General features: G+C 48.8%; 12 protein-coding genes. 2 read left to right on the forward strand and 10 right to left on the reverse strand.

The window, feature by feature from the left end; all coding sequences use genetic code 11:
• Positions 1-9 precede the first annotated feature (9 nt).
• Positions 10-960: a peptide-methionine (S)-S-oxide reductase MsrA gene (gene msrA, locus ACFO4U_RS09765; RefSeq protein WP_074035519.1), complete on the reverse strand. Its 951-nt coding sequence runs from the start codon at positions 958-960 to the stop codon at positions 10-12.
• An 82-nt stretch (positions 961-1,042) separates the two neighbouring features.
• Complete coding sequence (locus ACFO4U_RS09770) at positions 1,043-1,225, reverse strand: hypothetical protein (RefSeq protein WP_031422036.1); 183 nt, start codon at positions 1,223-1,225, stop codon at positions 1,043-1,045.
• A gap of 224 nt (positions 1,226-1,449) precedes the next feature.
• Here ACFO4U_RS09770 and ACFO4U_RS09775 point away from each other — a divergent pair, with 224 nt between their 5' ends.
• On the forward strand, positions 1,450-2,526 hold the full coding sequence (locus ACFO4U_RS09775; protein ID WP_159563057.1) for a diguanylate cyclase: 1,077 nt from the start codon (positions 1,450-1,452) through the stop codon (positions 2,524-2,526).
• A 128-nt stretch (positions 2,527-2,654) separates the two neighbouring features.
• Positions 2,655-3,179, forward strand: a complete 525-nt coding sequence (locus tag ACFO4U_RS09780) for a hypothetical protein (protein WP_159563058.1) — start codon at positions 2,655-2,657, stop codon at positions 3,177-3,179.
• A 253-nt stretch (positions 3,180-3,432) separates the two neighbouring features.
• Here ACFO4U_RS09780 and cydC read toward each other — a convergent pair whose 3' ends face one another.
• From cydC to arcA, 8 genes are all read right to left on the reverse strand, one after another.
• Positions 3,433-5,151, reverse strand: a complete 1,719-nt coding sequence (gene cydC, locus ACFO4U_RS09785; protein WP_214690382.1) for a thiol reductant ABC exporter subunit CydC — start codon at positions 5,149-5,151, stop codon at positions 3,433-3,435.
• Entirely contained in the window at positions 5,148-6,872 is a 1,725-nt protein-coding gene (cydD, locus tag ACFO4U_RS09790) for a thiol reductant ABC exporter subunit CydD (protein WP_196431354.1), read from the reverse strand. Before cydD ends, cydC begins: the two co-directional genes overlap by 4 nt.
• Before the next feature lie 122 nt (positions 6,873-6,994).
• Positions 6,995-7,684, reverse strand: coding sequence for a Crp/Fnr family transcriptional regulator (locus ACFO4U_RS09795; RefSeq protein WP_196431355.1), 690 nt, complete (start codon positions 7,682-7,684; stop codon positions 6,995-6,997).
• A 119-nt stretch (positions 7,685-7,803) separates the two neighbouring features.
• Entirely contained in the window at positions 7,804-10,146 is a 2,343-nt protein-coding gene (locus ACFO4U_RS09800) for a glycoside hydrolase family 31 protein (RefSeq protein ID WP_196431356.1), read from the reverse strand.
• Positions 10,147-10,309: 163 nt separating this feature from the next.
• On the reverse strand, positions 10,310-11,272 hold the full coding sequence (arcC, locus tag ACFO4U_RS09805; protein WP_196431357.1) for a carbamate kinase: 963 nt from the start codon (positions 11,270-11,272) through the stop codon (positions 10,310-10,312).
• A 14-nt stretch (positions 11,273-11,286) separates the two neighbouring features.
• Positions 11,287-12,762 (reverse strand): arginine-ornithine antiporter, encoded by a 1,476-nt coding sequence (gene arcD / locus ACFO4U_RS09810; RefSeq protein ID WP_012727520.1) that lies wholly within the window; start codon positions 12,760-12,762, stop codon positions 11,287-11,289.
• 52 nt (positions 12,763-12,814) lie between these two features.
• Positions 12,815-13,843, reverse strand: coding sequence for an ornithine carbamoyltransferase (argF, locus tag ACFO4U_RS09815; protein WP_196431358.1), 1,029 nt, complete (start codon positions 13,841-13,843; stop codon positions 12,815-12,817).
• Positions 13,844-13,864: 21 nt separating this feature from the next.
• Positions 13,865-15,094 (reverse strand): arginine deiminase, encoded by a 1,230-nt coding sequence (arcA, locus tag ACFO4U_RS09820; protein WP_196431869.1) that lies wholly within the window; start codon positions 15,092-15,094, stop codon positions 13,865-13,867.
• Between the last annotated feature and the right edge of the window lie 250 nt (positions 15,095-15,344).

The following is a 15,344-nucleotide window of genomic DNA, read 5'->3' on the forward strand; positions in this document are numbered from 1 at the left end:
CTCTCCCCTTCACTTGTTGAATAAGTGTTTATATTCCCCGTACCCGGCCTCTTCAAGCTCTTCTACAGGAACGAATCGGAGAGCGGCCGAGTTAATGCAATAGCGTAAGCCGCCAAGCTCTTTCGGACCGTCATCAAACACGTGACCAAGGTGACTGTCCCCTTGTTTTGAACGGACTTCTGTCCGTACCATGTGGTGCGTCGTGTCCATGTTCAAATCGACTCGCTTCTCCTCGATTGGGCGTGAGAAGCTCGGCCATCCGCAATTCGACTGAAACTTATCGTGAGATGTGAAGAGTGGTGTCCCGTCGACGATATCGACGTACAACCCCTCCCGCTCTTCATCCCAATATTCATTTTGGAACGGTGGCTCTGTCCCGTTTTCTTGAGTCACTTTATACTGCATCGGTGTCAAGCGTTCACGAAGTGCTTGTTGTTGTTTGCGATCACTCCACGCCTCTTTGATGAACTTCGCGCGCCCTGAACCGACACGGTACATCTCATAACGGAACGGATTTTTTTTATAGTAGTCTTGATGATAGTCTTCCGCTTCCCAGAACGTTTTCGCAGGACGGATATCGACTTCAATCGAGCGATCGAACCGACCCGAATCTTCCACTTCCTGTTTCGAACGCTCTGCTGCAGCCCGTTGCTCTTCTGAATGATAGAAGATGGCTGGACGATAGGATTCACCGCGGTCATTGAACTGCCCTCCGCCATCTGTTGGATCGATTTGACGCCAATAGATGCGTAACAACTCCTCATACGAAATGACTTCTGGATCAAATGTGATTTCAACCGCCTCTAAATGTCCTGTCGTCTCCGAACAGACTTGTTGATACGTCGGGTTGTCGACATGTCCTCCTGTATATCCAGAAATGACACGCTCCACTCCCTCATATTTATGAAACGGTTTGACCATGCACCAGAAACAGCCTCCCGCAAATGTAGCTTTTGCCATGATAAATCCCTCCTTACTTTGTAGTGTACCCAAAAATGTGGCAAGACAACAAAAAACGAGAACCACAAAATGTGTTCTCGCTTTAGTCCTCTTCCACCTGATTCACATGACGCATCACCAAAAATAAGATGACTCCAACAATCGCAGCCCCTAATAGCGTCAACACCATATTATCTCGAGCCGATAAAGTATAAAAGATCGCTAATCCAATCAAAATGAGCGCAATCGGAATAAACGCTCGTTTAAAATGATCCCAGTAACGCACGGACAGTCCTCCTTTTCTCTTATCATACCAAACTTTCGATTTTCCATAACGAAAGTTCTAAAAGATGAGGAGAACCTGAACAAATCCAAAAGGATTCCAAAACGATTTGCTTGAATAATCATTCAAGAGAGTTTCTTTCCGCAAGCAGGTTATTCCTGTTTGTTTCCAACTAGATGCTATATACTGTAACTAAATATTTCCATACGGGATAAGGGGGAGCTCCGATGCTCACAATCATAAATGCGTTCTTTATCAACCTGTGTATCTTGTTCACGCTCTTCACGATTTCCTTTTTACCGTTTCGAAACCGCCCTCGTCTGACGCCACAGTCTCCTCTCAAAGGAAGGATTTTACTTGGGGTACAGACCGGATTGATTGCCATCCTCCTTTTAGTAAATGCCTTACCGCTCGAGGGGATACTCATCGACTTACGTAATATTCCCGTTTTGCTTGCCGTTCTATTCGGGGGATGGGTGAGTGGTGCTGTCGCAGGTATCATATTATTAATCGGTCGTTCCCTAGTTCTGTTCTTTACAGACGGTACCATGCTCGGTCTCTATCTAGCCATCGCCACAATAGTTACGTTAATTGTCTTAACAGGTCTTTTACGGAAACGCATGGATAATACTCGGCCCACTTTGCTCGTATTCACTACAATCAGTATTGCCATTTTTGGGGCAGCGATTTATACCGCGCTTCCACTAAATTTGTTCTATCCCGTCTTAATCGTCTATACGTTAATGTCTTACGGGGGAGCGTGCGCCGCCTATCGATTACTGCTCGAACTACGCCGTCACTTCGAGAACGTCCAACATCAACAGCAACTGGCGCGGACAGATGCGCTCACCGGGATTGCCAATCGGCGTCTCTTGAACGAAGCCATGGCCAACTTGACGGTCGAGGCAGAAGAATACGCATTGATTTTGGTCGACATCGATCATTTCAAACGGGTGAATGACACATACGGTCACGACGTCGGAGATGATGTTTTGCGCGAGCTCGGCATGCTCCTCGTGAATGAGAGCAATGAGCGCCATTTAGTCGGTCGCTTCGGCGGCGAAGAATTTTTAATCGTCATGCCCCATGCTAATCGAGAAGAAGTATCGCAGCTTGCTGAATCTATTCGAGAAAAGGTTTCAACGTTCCCGTTCGAGACGAGTGCCGGTACGCTCCACATCACTGTTTCGCTTGGAGCTTGCCATTCGAATGATATTGAAATCGACAGTGTGTTAAAACATGCAGATGAAGCGTTATATCACGCAAAAGAGTCCGGTCGGAATCGTTTCATCCTCGCCTCTTAATGTGTCAAACTCCTCACACTTGAGCGCGTTTTCTCGCTTTACTTTCTCGAAATGAATCGTTAAACTAGGCTAGACTTTGATTCAGATCGATACATCATGATTTATTCAGAAAAGGGGAAACATCGTTCATGTCAGTTTTGTTATCTTTATTTGGAATTATGTTTATCGGCTCGTTCGCGATTGATTATAGACGTGGAAAGACACTTCAACAATCGGCAATCGGTGGGATTCGTTCGATTCAGAAAAACATGTGGATTTTCTTCCGGACCTCACTTTCGATGATGATTATCATCGGTCCTCTCTTATTGATTTCAGGTTTCGTATTCTCGGATTTGGTGACCTTTAACACGATCCCAGCATTCATCATCGCCGTTCTCAGTATCGGCTTTGCGGAACGGATTATCGGGATGACCGTGGCACCACTCATCCGCACGTTTTGGCATCAACGCGGTCGTCTTATGCCACTTTATTTAGATGCCGCTCTCTACGTATTCTTACTCTCTATTCTCGTTCTAGAGTTCTTGATGAACATCCCGGGGATTGATCTTCAGTCACCGTTCATTGCGCTATTCTATGCGTTCGCTCTCTTCTTCACGAGATACTTGTTCAGTTTGATTCGATTCACGGTTCAAAAAGGCGTAGCCTCGAATTAATTCATGACCCAATCCATGCGTGTTCGCACGTATGGATTTTTTTATTATTCTTATTGACAATGAGAATCGTTATCAACTATACTCTAGTTGTAGCTTCCCAAAAGCTTGGCGTGCACGTTCCCCAAACATATCACGTCACGTGGATTCCCCTCCACGACACTCTTTTTGAAAGCATTGCGACAACCCCCATTTGTTGCACCCATATTTGCCATAAACAAGACGAGCAGCCCACCGACGGGGCTGCTCGTCTTTTTCATGATGCGAACACTTCTTGTTCGATTTGTTTCAATTCATAGAACATGCCACGTTTCGTCATCAATTCCTCATAAGAACCGACCTCGACGATCCGTCCAGCTTCCATGACGATAATCTGATCAAACGTTTCGAGACCCGTCAAACGGTGACTGACAAGAATGAGTGTGCCCCCTCCGGCTTGCTGTAGCAATTCAGAAAAGACATGGGCCTCTGTTCCTGCATCGAGTGCCGATGTCGGTTCATCAAGCAACCAAAGAAGTCCGTTTTTAAGAAGTGCCCGTGCGATGGCGAGGCGCTGACGTTCTCCACCTGACAAGTTTGCCCCTTTCTCCAGGACCGGTTCGTCTAGCGAGAATGACAAACGGACGCGCTCAAGTGCTACGTTCATCGCTTCATCTGTGAAGTCACCGGCTAACGCCAGGTTTTCCCGTACGGTTCCGTAAAAGAAATGATTGTCTTGCAAGACAACACTTGCATGTTGCCAAATAGATGTTTGTTTGACATCGTTCATATTGTAATCATCCAATCGAATCGTGCCGTCTTCCGTCCGAACGAAAGCCATTACCAGTTGAAGTAACGTCGACTTCCCTGACCCGCTCGGTCCGACGATTACCGTCTTCGAACCGCTCGGTATGTGTAACGTTACCTCATCTATCACATCTCGATACGTGTCTGGATAGCGATAGCGAATATGATCAAATGAAATAGACGGTGCGGCCGTAAACGTCACATCATGACGTTTCGCCTCACGCTCCTCAATCGTTTCACTCGGCTCCGTCACTTCAAACAAACGATCTGCTGCTTGCTTACTGTCTGCAAAGTGACCGGGGAACACGGCCATCGGCGTCGTATTCTCAAACGCTGTGAGCGACATCATGATCAGCATTGCCAAGAACAACCCGTTCAGGTCTCCATTTACCACCTGATACGCACCGATGGCCAAGACGCCCCATGAGACGAGTAAGGAAGCGGCAACGACGAGCGCAGAATTAAAGAATTGATTCGTTGTGTCTTTCCGCTCCGCCTCCATGTAACGTTCACTGTACGAATAGACAGCTTGTTTCGTGCGATCGAGTTGGTGATGAAGTTTTAAATCCCGGTATCCGAACAACATCTCTGTCAATTGAATCGACACATCTCCGCGCAATCCACGAATCGTCTCATCGTGACGGGCGCGGATTCGTGCAAAGCCGAGCGGGATCAAGAACCCCGTGATGAGTACACCAAACAAGATCCATAGACTGACCGCAAACGAGTAAAAGGTAACAAAGAAGATGGTGCTCAAAAAGACGAGTACGAGAATGATTGGCGGATAAAACACGCGAAGAAAGTAGTTTTGAAGACTCTCGACGTCCCCAACGACGCGTGCGAGCAAATCCCCACTCCGATATTTCGCAAAGATGGACGGAACGAGCGGCTCTAACTGACGATAGAACCGGACGCGCAACTCACTCAAAATCGTAAACGTTGCTCGGTGCGATGCGAGACGTTCCCGATAACGGCTTCCTGCCCGGATGACACCGAACAGTTTAATCAAGACGACGGGTACCATCAACGCATACAGGGGCGGGACGAGCCCGGCGCGTGATACGAGATAGCCACTTGCCGCGAAGAGGGCGACCGCCGCAATCCCTGCTGCATATCCAAAGAAGATGGAGAGGAGGATGTCTTTCTTTTCGCGCATCATCCATTTTGTAATCGTCCAAAGCGAGTTCATCGGCTCACCCCTTTCTGAAGTGCAAACAACTCCGCATACTCTGGGACAGCGAGTAACACTTCATGCGTCCCTTCTGCGATTCGCTTCCCATCATCCATGAACCAAATCGTGTCTGCCTCTTTGATTGTATGCAGACGATGCGCAACCGTGATTAACGTTGCACCTTTTGACAGCTCTTCAATCGAGCGTCTGACAATCCGCTCTGTTTTCAAATCGAGACCGGTCGTCGGTTCATCAAACAATAAAATACCAGGTCGCTTAAAGAAAGCACGTGCGAGTGCAAGGCGCTGCCGTTCCCCACCGGATAGTCCAAATCCACCTTCTCCGAGTTCTGTCCAGATCCCGTTCGGCAACTGGTCAATCACCTCGGATAGTCCAGCTGCCTCGGTTGCTTCGAGTAACGCATGTTCGTCAGCCACCTCACCTAAGGCAATGTTTTCGGCGAGTGTCCCGGCGAACAGATACGGATTTTGAGAGATATATGCAATATTTCCATACCAGGTAGATTCGTCATACGTATGCAAAGGTTCACCATCTACGAGAACACGACCTGATTTCACCTGCAAAAGTCCTGAAATCACGTTGAGGACAGTCGTCTTCCCGGAACCGCTCGCACCAACTAACGCGAGGTGGGTGCCCGACGAGATGCGACCACTCAATGGCTGAAGGGAAAAGCGTCCACCAGCGTACTCAAACGATACCTCTTCAAGCTCAAGATCCGGCTTCCGTGAACCAAGCGACTTCGTCCCCCACTGAATGCGATCATCCGGAGCGTCTAATACGTCAAAGATCCGGTCTGCTGCGCCCATACTGCCACGTCCCGTATGAAAGGCGCTGCCCAGGTCTTTGATGGCCAAGTAATACTCTGGCGCCAACACAAGAATCAAGAAGCCAGAGAAGAACGTCAAGTTCTCCCAAACGACCATCTGTAGCGCGACTTCCAGTGCCACGACACCGGTACTGAGCATCGAAATGAATTCCAGCATAAGGCCAGATAAGAATGCCGTCTTTAAGACGACCATCGTCGCATCCCGAAAGTCGAGACTGCTCTTCTCAATCGCTTTCGCTTCCTGTTCGGTCCGGTTGTAGAGTTTAAGTGTCGTCAAACCCTGTAAGACATCCAAAAACTTTCCGGAAAATTGATTCATCTTCTCCATCTGTTCCTCAGATTTTTTCTGTGTCGCAATCCCAATGATAATAAAGAACAAAGGGATAAACGGTGCCGTCACCATCATGATGACACCTGAAATCCAATGTTGGCTGAAGACGACAACCAAAATCAGAAGCGGGATAATCGAGGTTTGAATCACTTGTGGCCAATATTGACTGAAGTAGGCGTCAACCTCGTCAACAGCATCCATGAACACACTGACCTTCTTCCCAGATTGTCCCGTCAAAGAGGACTCGACCGGGCTCGTGGCATAGCGATCTAGCAATTGCAGACGTAACGCCCGTTTCGCTTTTTCCGATAAACTCGCCCCGATTCGCCCGGAGACGTATCCAAAAAGTGCTCGTGCCAATAGGGCGACGACGAGCCAAAGTAACGCCGGAATGACGGCTTCAAATGATTCATCTTTTAAAAAGATTCGGTCGACAATGTCGACGATTAAATACGCTTGCGCCAAAATCGATAGTCCAATCATGACCGCAGACAATACCAGTCCAATGATGTGACCTCGCTCGGCGAACGCAAGGGCTTGCAGTCGTTTCACTGCATTCATCCTTTCTCTATTCACAATCCGATTGCTTTGTGAGATTCATCACTAATTATACAATATGCTACGTCTTGAAGCGAACGCTCCGCTCGTTCCGACATGTAAAAGACGCCCTCTCCCGAGCGGCGTCAATCGAAGTCTTGATCAAAATATTCAGGATGCTCAATCACAAGTTGGTGCGCGTCCATTCGAAGCACGTCTTCTTTGCGAAGCTTCGCTAAAATCGTAGAAACCGTCTCCCGGGAAGTTCCGGATAGACGAGATAGTTCCATCGCCGTGAACGGACAGCGGACACGTACCCCCTGCTCGTCCGGCTCCCCTAAATCTTCAATCAAAAAATGGATGGTATTGAGTACACGTTCTTTCGCGCTCGGGGTAATAATTTCTTGGACACGTCGTTCATGTAAATCTAAAATACGATTCATCTGTCCGATGATATAGAGCAGCATGTTCGACTGTGTGGACACAAACCGCTCGAATCGTTCGGTCGGGATGTAGATGACTTCAATATCCGTCACCGCTTCAGCCGTATGACGGTAGTCTTCCTCCGTGAATAAACCGTTGTACGGGAAGAACTGTTTGGGTTTCACATAGTCCGCATACTGATGCGTCGCATGCTCGTTCATCCGTTCGAGTCTGATGTATCCATTCATTAAGAAATACACGCGCTCTCGCGGGTCTCCTTCCATGAATAGGAGTTGTCCTTTTCGATACGTTCGGCAATAGACGTATGGGACGAGCTGTTCAAGCGCTCGACTCGAACAGTTCGCAAACAGTGTCAACTGCCGTAAATCATCAATCGTCCACTTGTGTCGCATCTGTATTCCCTCATTTCTAGTTAAATCCCCCTACCTTAAGTATAAAATGATTTGAAATGATAACGCTTTCAAAATCCGACAGTTTTCTGACATGACAAAAGGGGGTCTCCCCCCTTATTTTAGTCCAACATCAGTTCTAATAACGCGTCTTGCAAATCTCGATCGAGTTCTAACGCATGGAGGTCAAACAGCCATGCTTCGAGACGTGTCTTCGTTGTCGCCATCTGGTACAACCGATCTTTCAAATCATAGGCGATTTCTGCTCGGTCTAAGAATCGATAGAGACGGTCAAGTCGATGAGCGTTCTGCGTCACATTGGCAGGGAGCGCCACCGTCTGCTCTTGCTTCAATTCACCGATTGGAATGTGTAGCGTCTGCGTCTCAGCGTCGTAGTCTCCTTCCCCGACAACACCTCGGACCAAAATGGTCAATGTCCGCTTCGCTGGAACGAGGGTCAAGTCTCCTGACATCTCGATGAGAAGCGTCCGCGCTTCCCAGTCGAGCGTGAACGTCGTTTCAAGCGAGGCACCCGTCTCATAATCGCGGCTTTCTCCGTCATCTTCATACATCGTGAACGTGTTCGAGGCACCTGGAAAGACGAGTACTTCTAGCTCGCTCGGGTTCCCCGTCTCATTCTCATGCGGTTTATGTGGCATGAGCGGAACGATGGCACCCGCTTTGGCGAAGACTGGTTGTTCATCAAGACCGCGGAATACACGAATCGACTTGTCGCCTTCGTAACGATGTCCTGTGAAGAAATCGAACCATTCTCCTTTTGGTAGCCAGACATTCGTTCCGGCGACGTGGAGCTTCCGGTCCATCGGTGTGATGATTGGGGACACAATGAGTTCACTGCCAAAATAAAATTGATTCGGTACCTGATAAGCCGCTTCGTCATCGGGATGTTCGATATACATCGGTAACACGAGTGGTAGCGCATCGGCATGGTTACGATAATTCATCGTATATAGATAAGGGATGAGTTCGTGACGTAAGCGTAAGAATCGCTTCATCGACTGTTCGGCTTCGATTCCGAAACGCCAAGGCTCTTTCCCGTTAAATGTGCTGAACGTCGAGTGGAGACGCATGATTGGACTGAACACCCCATATGCGACCCAACGCGCAGCGAGTTCATCATCTTTTTCCCCGCGATGATGCCCTCCGATGTCGTGACTCCACCACCCGTAGCCGATGTTTGTCGCTGTCGCTGTAAAATACGGCTGGAAGGCGAGCGATGCCCACGAGATGATTGTATCTCCTGAGAATCCGACCGGGTAACGGTGGCTCCCTGGTCCGGCGTAACGAGAAAAAATGAGCGGGCGTTTGCCGTCACGGGCGATATCAATGGCATGATAATGATTTAGCATCCATAACGGGTCGAGTCCTTCCATCTTCGAGGTCGACCCTTGTTGCCAGTCGATCCACCAAAAATCAACGCCGTCTGCCTCATGTGGATGGTGCATTTGTTCGAAGTACGCTTGAATGAATCGTTTGTCCGAAAAATCGAACGGGATTCGGTCCCCCGATTCCGGATCGACGCCCATAGCCTCGGCCATCGCCACGTACTGATCTTCAAACGCACGGACACCGTCCGCGGGATGCAGGTTCAACGTTACCATCATTCCCTCATCCTTTAACCAGTTGAGGAAACGTTTCGGTTCGGGAAACAAGTTTTTGTTCCACGAATAGCCCGTCCATCCACTCCCGTACTCTTCGGGGATGTCCGTCACGTGCCAGTCCATATCGATGACACTGACCGAGAACGGGACATCTTCTGACTTGAAACGGCGCATTAACGTCTTATACTCTTTTTCGTCGTATCGCCAGTACCGGCTCCACCAGTTCCCGAGCGCTTTACGAGGAAGCATCGGTGTCGGACCCGTCAACGTGTAAAAGTCTCGAAGTGCCTGTTTATAGTCATGGCCATATCCAAAGTAGTAAATGTCATGAATTCCTTTTCGTCTCGGCTCGACGAAGCGATCATCCGTCATCAAAAATGAGGATGAATCATCAATGATCGCATACCCTTGTTTGGAGAGGATCCCTTCTTCTAATTCCGTCGCCCCGTCCACATGGTCGAGCGTCCGCGCCGTCCCTTTCAGTGTCCGCTCCGGACCGTTGAACATGTAGCGGCTATAATACGTACTAAAGTTCCCTTTCACGTCCACATAGAGCGTGTTCGGTGCGAACGGACCTTTCGTATAATACAAATGAACATGTTCTGTGATGATTTGGAGCTCTGTCTCATCTTCAATCACTCGGAATTGTGGAACGTCAAATTCCCGATTCCACGCCACTTGGGTGGCACGGTCTTCAAAAATTCCGTCTTCCGCGTATTCCATCCGAATCAACTGACTCGTCAAAACGGTGAATCGATAACAGCTTCCTTGCACGATTGCCTCTTCCCTTGCTTTTGGTCTCATCCACGACTCATATACATGATTTTCTTCGAATAGGCGCATACACTCGAGCGATTCCGCTCTCCGTCACTTCCTTCCTGAAATTAGCGCAAACGTTTACACTGAATATGATAGCAATCTCATTTTTGGCATACAACATTCCTTCCCCTTGAATCCGGGCAGAAAACAAAAAAAGTCGCAAACGCTTCACGTCTGCGACACATTCTTATTGTTGGAGCGATGGAGCCAGGCGGACACGTGTGCCCGCTTCCCCGTCAATGGCTGCTAAAGCCTGATCGAGCGACGTGATGATGGCGACACGGTTCGTACCGGATTCGGCAAACTGAAGCGCCGCTCTTACTTTCGGCAACATACTACCTGGTGCAAACTGCCCTTCAGCGATATAGGTCTCCATCTGTTCTTTCGACGTTTCTTGAAGTGCCATCTCATCTGGCTGCCCAAAATTGACATACACATGTTCGACAGCCGTCAAAATGAGTAACACATCTGCGTTGACGAGGTCAGCCAGTTTTGCAGCCGCGAAATCTTTATCAATCACTGCCTCGATGCCGACGTATCCATCCGCTGTCTCCATAACCGGAATGCCACCGCCACCGGAAGCGACAACGATGTGCCCAGCTTCAACGAGTGTTCGAATGACGGTGTGTTCGGCGATTTTCATAGGGATCGGACTCGGGACGACACGACGATATCCCCGTCCTGCGTCTTCTTTGAAGACATAACCCGTCGTCCGTTCGAGATGAAGTGCCTCGTCTTCCGTATAAAATGGACCGATTGGCTTAGTCGGATGATGAAACGCACTATCGTTCGGATCGACAATGCTTCGTGTCACGAGCGAGGCCACATGCTGTTCAAGGCCACGTGCACGCAGTGCTTTGGTCAATGCGTTTTCAAACCAGTATCCAATCATCCCTTGCGTCATCGCACCACAGACATCAAGCGGCATCGCTGGTGTGGCTGGACTGTCTGATGCGGCTTGTTGCAACATCAGGTTTCCAACTTGCGGACCGTTACCATGCGTGATGATGACCTCGACTCCTTCAGCGATGAGTGCAGCGAGAGATTCCGCCGTTGCCTCAACTGCCTGTATTTGTGCTTCGGCTGTCGCATCTTTGCCTTGCTGAATCGCATTCCCGCCTAAGGCGATGACCACACGTTTTTTCTCCATATCCATACCCCCGATCAAATGACTGAGATATTACCCGATAGTATGCGTACGACTGCGAAGATGGCCAGTGCGGTCAACACACCGGCGACCATCCATTCCGTTTTAGTGAGTGACTTGATGCCATTTTCACGTTGTGCCTTCATGTAGAGAAGGGTTCCCGGTGCATATAAAAGTGTAGTGAGAAGTAAATAATCGATTCCAGCGGCGTATATGAGCCATAGTCCATAAACGGAAGCGACCAATCCAATCGCTAAATCGCGTGTTTTTCGTTCACCGGAACTGTATCCGATTCCGTTCTTCGCCACTTTCACTTGGTAAAAGGCCGAGAACACGTATGGGATCAAAATCGCACTCGAAGCGAGAGAAAAGGCAAAGTTATATGCGGCATCTGAAATCAAGAATGTGAAGAGGAAGAGCTGAATCAACCCATTCGTTAGCCAAAGGGCATTGACAGGAGCTTGATTTTGATTCTCTTTCGTGAACCATTTCGGGAAGACTCCATCTTTGGCGGCAACGAATGGGATTTCTGCCGCTAACAGCGTCCAACCGAGCCATGCGCCAAGGACAGAGATGACGAGTCCCCCGTTGATGAGCATCGCACCCCACGGACCGACGGCCGACTCGAGCAAATATGCCATCGCTGGTTGCGAGGCGTTCGCTACATTTTCGGGAGTCATGAGACCGAGCGACATGATAGAAATGAGCAAATAAATGACGAGCGTTCCAAGTAGCCCAATAACGGTTGCTTTCCCGACGTCCGAACGTTTCCGAGCACGGCCAGATAGCACGACGGCCCCTTCCACACCGATAAAGACCCAAAGTGTCACGAGCATCGTCGAAACGACTTGGTCACGAACACTTCCCCATGAGAAGCCGCCTTGTCCCCAAAAATCGAAGGTGAAGTTTTCGAGATTAAAGAAGAACAAGGTAATCGTAATGAATGCAAAAATTGGGACGAGCTTGGCAATCGTCGTGACGATGTTGATCATCGATGCCTCATGTACCCCACGTAAGATGAGTGTATGCACGAGCCAAAGCATAATCGATGCGCCAATAATCGACGCGATATTCTGTCCCCCTTCAAAAATCGGGAAGAAATAACCGACCGAACTGAACAGCAGTGTGGCATACGCCACGTTTCCAAGCCAGGCAGACAACCAATATCCCCATGCCGAGTTAAATCCGACGAACGATCCAAAACCTGCCCGTGCATAGCTGTATACGCCACCATCGAGATCTGGACGACGCATCGTCAAATTTTGAAAACTGAGACCGAGCGCGATAATCCCGATTCCCGTGATGACCCAACCAATAAGAATGGCACCCGCATTCGCACCTTGCGCCAAATCGGCAGCCAAGTTAAAGGCGCCACCGCCAATCATCGACCCGACGACAAGTGCCGTCAACGCTCCGAGACCTAACCGCTTATCTTTCTTTTCAGGATGTACTCCAGCCGAACCACCTGAGTCATGCTCCAACTTCGTAGACATTCTACTCATCCCTTTCGCTTATTTTGAAGCAGGAGGGGAAACCCCCTCCTCGTCAACGATCAAGCCATTCGCGTGTCTCCGTGAGCGTCGCTGCCATCACCGCCTTGATGGTATGCATCCGGTTTTCTGCCTCATCAAATACGAACGAATGACGGCTACGGAATACTTCGTCGGTCACTTCCATTTCAGTCAACCCATATTGCTCATGAATCGCCCGCCCGACCTCCGTTTCTAAGTCGTGGAATGCCGGAAGGCAATGTAAGAACATGATGTCCGGATTGCCACTCTTTTGAAGCATGTCCATGTTCACTTGATACGGTCGCAACAGTTCGATTCGTTCTGCGAACGCCGCTTCCTCGCCCATCGATACCCAGACATCGGTGTAAACGACGTCGGCTTGGTCCATCGCTTCCTCAATGCTCTCTGTCAAGGTGATCACAGCCCCTGTTTCAACGGCGACCGACTTCGCATAGTTCACGATCTCGTCAGATGGCCAGAGCGATTTCGGCGCACAGATTCGCATATCCATCCCAACTTTTGCACCACCGATCAACAACGTGTTTCCCATGTTGTTCCGTCCGTCACCTACGTACACAAATTTAATTCCGGCAAGTTCTCCTTTTTGCTCTTTTACCGTCAAAAAGTCGGCCAAGATTTGGGTTGGATGATACAAGTCGGTCAAACCGTTCCACACCGGTACGCCGGCGTCTTTTGCAAGACCTTCGACCGTCTCATGAGCGAAGCCACGGAACTGAATGCCATCAAACATGCGTCCAAGAACGATCGCGGTATCACGTACCGATTCCTTCTTCCCGAATTGAATATCATTCTTGCCTAAATATTCAGGGTGCATCCCTAAATCGATGGCAGCGACAGTGAACGCACAACGCGTCCGTGTCGATGGTTTTTCAAAGAGTAAGGCAATGTTTTTACCTTCACAAATCCGATGTGGAACACCTTGTTTTTTCTGACGTTTGAATGCAGCAGACAAGTCGATCAAGTAGTTGATTTCTTCACCCGAAAACTCGTTTAGCGATAAAAAATGACGACCTTTCAAATCAAAATTGAACGTTGTAGACATACTGCTTCCTCCTTATCACATTTAGATGTCTTGGCGGATAATCGGACAGCTCATGCAACGTGGACCCCCACGGCCGCGCGATAGTTCACTCGACATGATTTCGATTACTTCGACGCCTTCTTTACGAAGTAACTCATTCGAGACATAGTTTCGGTCATACGTGACCACGACACCCGGCGCGATGGCGAGCGTGTTCGATCCATCATTCCACTGTTCGCGGGCTGCCGCAATCGGATCCCCACCGCCACAAGGGATCAACGTCGCCTCTTGTAAGCCGAGGACATCTTTTAACACCTTCAACAAATCCGAGTGCTGAGCAATCTGAAGTTCACCTTCCGTGTTTAGCGTGAGCTCGAAAATGTTCATCTTCCCTTCCGGTCCTTGAATGAACGGATGGATGGTAAATTTATCATGATCGACCATCGTGAAGACGGTATCAAGATGCATGAAGGCGCGTGATTTTGGAATTTCGATGGCGATGACTTTTTTGAAGCTGTCTCCATGCTTGAGTAGGTTGAGGGCGACACGCTCGATGCCTTGCGCGGTCGTTCGTTCCGAGATGCCGATGGCGACGACTTCTTTCGACAAGACGAGTTCGTCTCCCCCTTCCATCGCAAACCGATAATCACGGTCCGACCAGATGGGAACATCATGTTTCGCAAAGCGTGGGTGATAGCGCATAATGTATTGCGTGAAGAGCGATTCACGGCGACGTGCCGGTTCTTTCATGCGGTTGATGGAGAGTCCGTGACCGATTGCAGCGGCCGGGTCTCGTGTAAAGTAGAGGTTTGGCATTGGATCCAAAAAGAAGGGGTACGTATCTTCAATCATTTCATGCAGATGTCGGCGTTTTTCTGGCTTGATTTCCGATTTCCGGATACCGGCCATCACCGTCTCAATCAACATTTCGTTATCAAAATCGAGTAAATACTCTTTTAATGTTTCGTAAGAACCGTTGATATTTGATTTGGACTCCGATAAGATATCCGCGACAAACTTTTCGCGCACACCAGGGAGTGATAACGTTTCGGCCATTAGTTTTTCGAGGTAAAGGACTTCCACACCACGATTTTGAAGCGCACTCGCAAAATAATCGTGCTCTTTTTGAATGACCGGCAAATGGGGAATATCATCGAACAAGAGGCGCTCTAAATATTCTGGAGTAAGGTTCTCTAACTCCCGGCCCGGTCGCTTCAGTAATACCGTTTTTAATTCTCCAATTTCTGAATACACATGAATCGGATGTTTCAGCGTCGTATCTTGTGAAATCGGTTGATTCGTCATTGAGATCATCTCGCTTCCTCCTTGTGATTCGGGTGTGTGACTACCCTTACCTTATCACTTTACCAAATTTGCGAATGTCTAATCCGACAGTTCATCTGTTGTCGATTCCGCATTGATATGAATAAATGTTCACTCATGTGAATGAACAAACAATGCTCTAGAAATCAGGACGATGGCAAAGGGAAATAAGATGTATGGCTGATGTATAGCATCGCCC

The organism is Exiguobacterium profundum (assembly GCF_042652865.1).
Lineage (GTDB): Bacteria > Bacillota > Bacilli > Exiguobacteriales > Exiguobacteriaceae > Exiguobacterium > Exiguobacterium profundum.

Bases quoted from the DNA above. Each gene is read 5' to 3' on its own strand.
- msrA (WP_074035519.1), bottom strand. From the start codon at position 960: ATGGCAAAAGCTACATTTGCGGGAGGCTGTTTCTGGTGCATGGTCAAA.
- ACFO4U_RS09775 (WP_159563057.1), top strand. From the start codon at position 1,450: ATGCTCACAATCATAAATGCGTTCTTTATCAACCTGTGTATCTTGTTC.
- ACFO4U_RS09780 (WP_159563058.1), top strand. From the start codon at position 2,655: ATGTCAGTTTTGTTATCTTTATTTGGAATTATGTTTATCGGCTCGTTC.
- cydC (WP_214690382.1), bottom strand. From the start codon at position 5,151: ATGAACTCGCTTTGGACGATTACAAAATGGATGATGCGCGAAAAGAAA.
- cydD (WP_196431354.1), bottom strand. From the start codon at position 6,872: ATGAATGCAGTGAAACGACTGCAAGCCCTTGCGTTCGCCGAGCGAGGT.
- ACFO4U_RS09795 (WP_196431355.1), bottom strand. From the start codon at position 7,684: ATGCGACACAAGTGGACGATTGATGATTTACGGCAGTTGACACTGTTT.
- ACFO4U_RS09800 (WP_196431356.1), bottom strand. From the start codon at position 10,146: ATGCGCCTATTCGAAGAAAATCATGTATATGAGTCGTGGATGAGACCA.
- arcC (WP_196431357.1), bottom strand. From the start codon at position 11,272: ATGGAGAAAAAACGTGTGGTCATCGCCTTAGGCGGGAATGCGATTCAG.
- arcD (WP_012727520.1), bottom strand. From the start codon at position 12,762: ATGTCTACGAAGTTGGAGCATGACTCAGGTGGTTCGGCTGGAGTACAT.
- argF (WP_196431358.1), bottom strand. From the start codon at position 13,843: ATGTCTACAACGTTCAATTTTGATTTGAAAGGTCGTCATTTTTTATCG.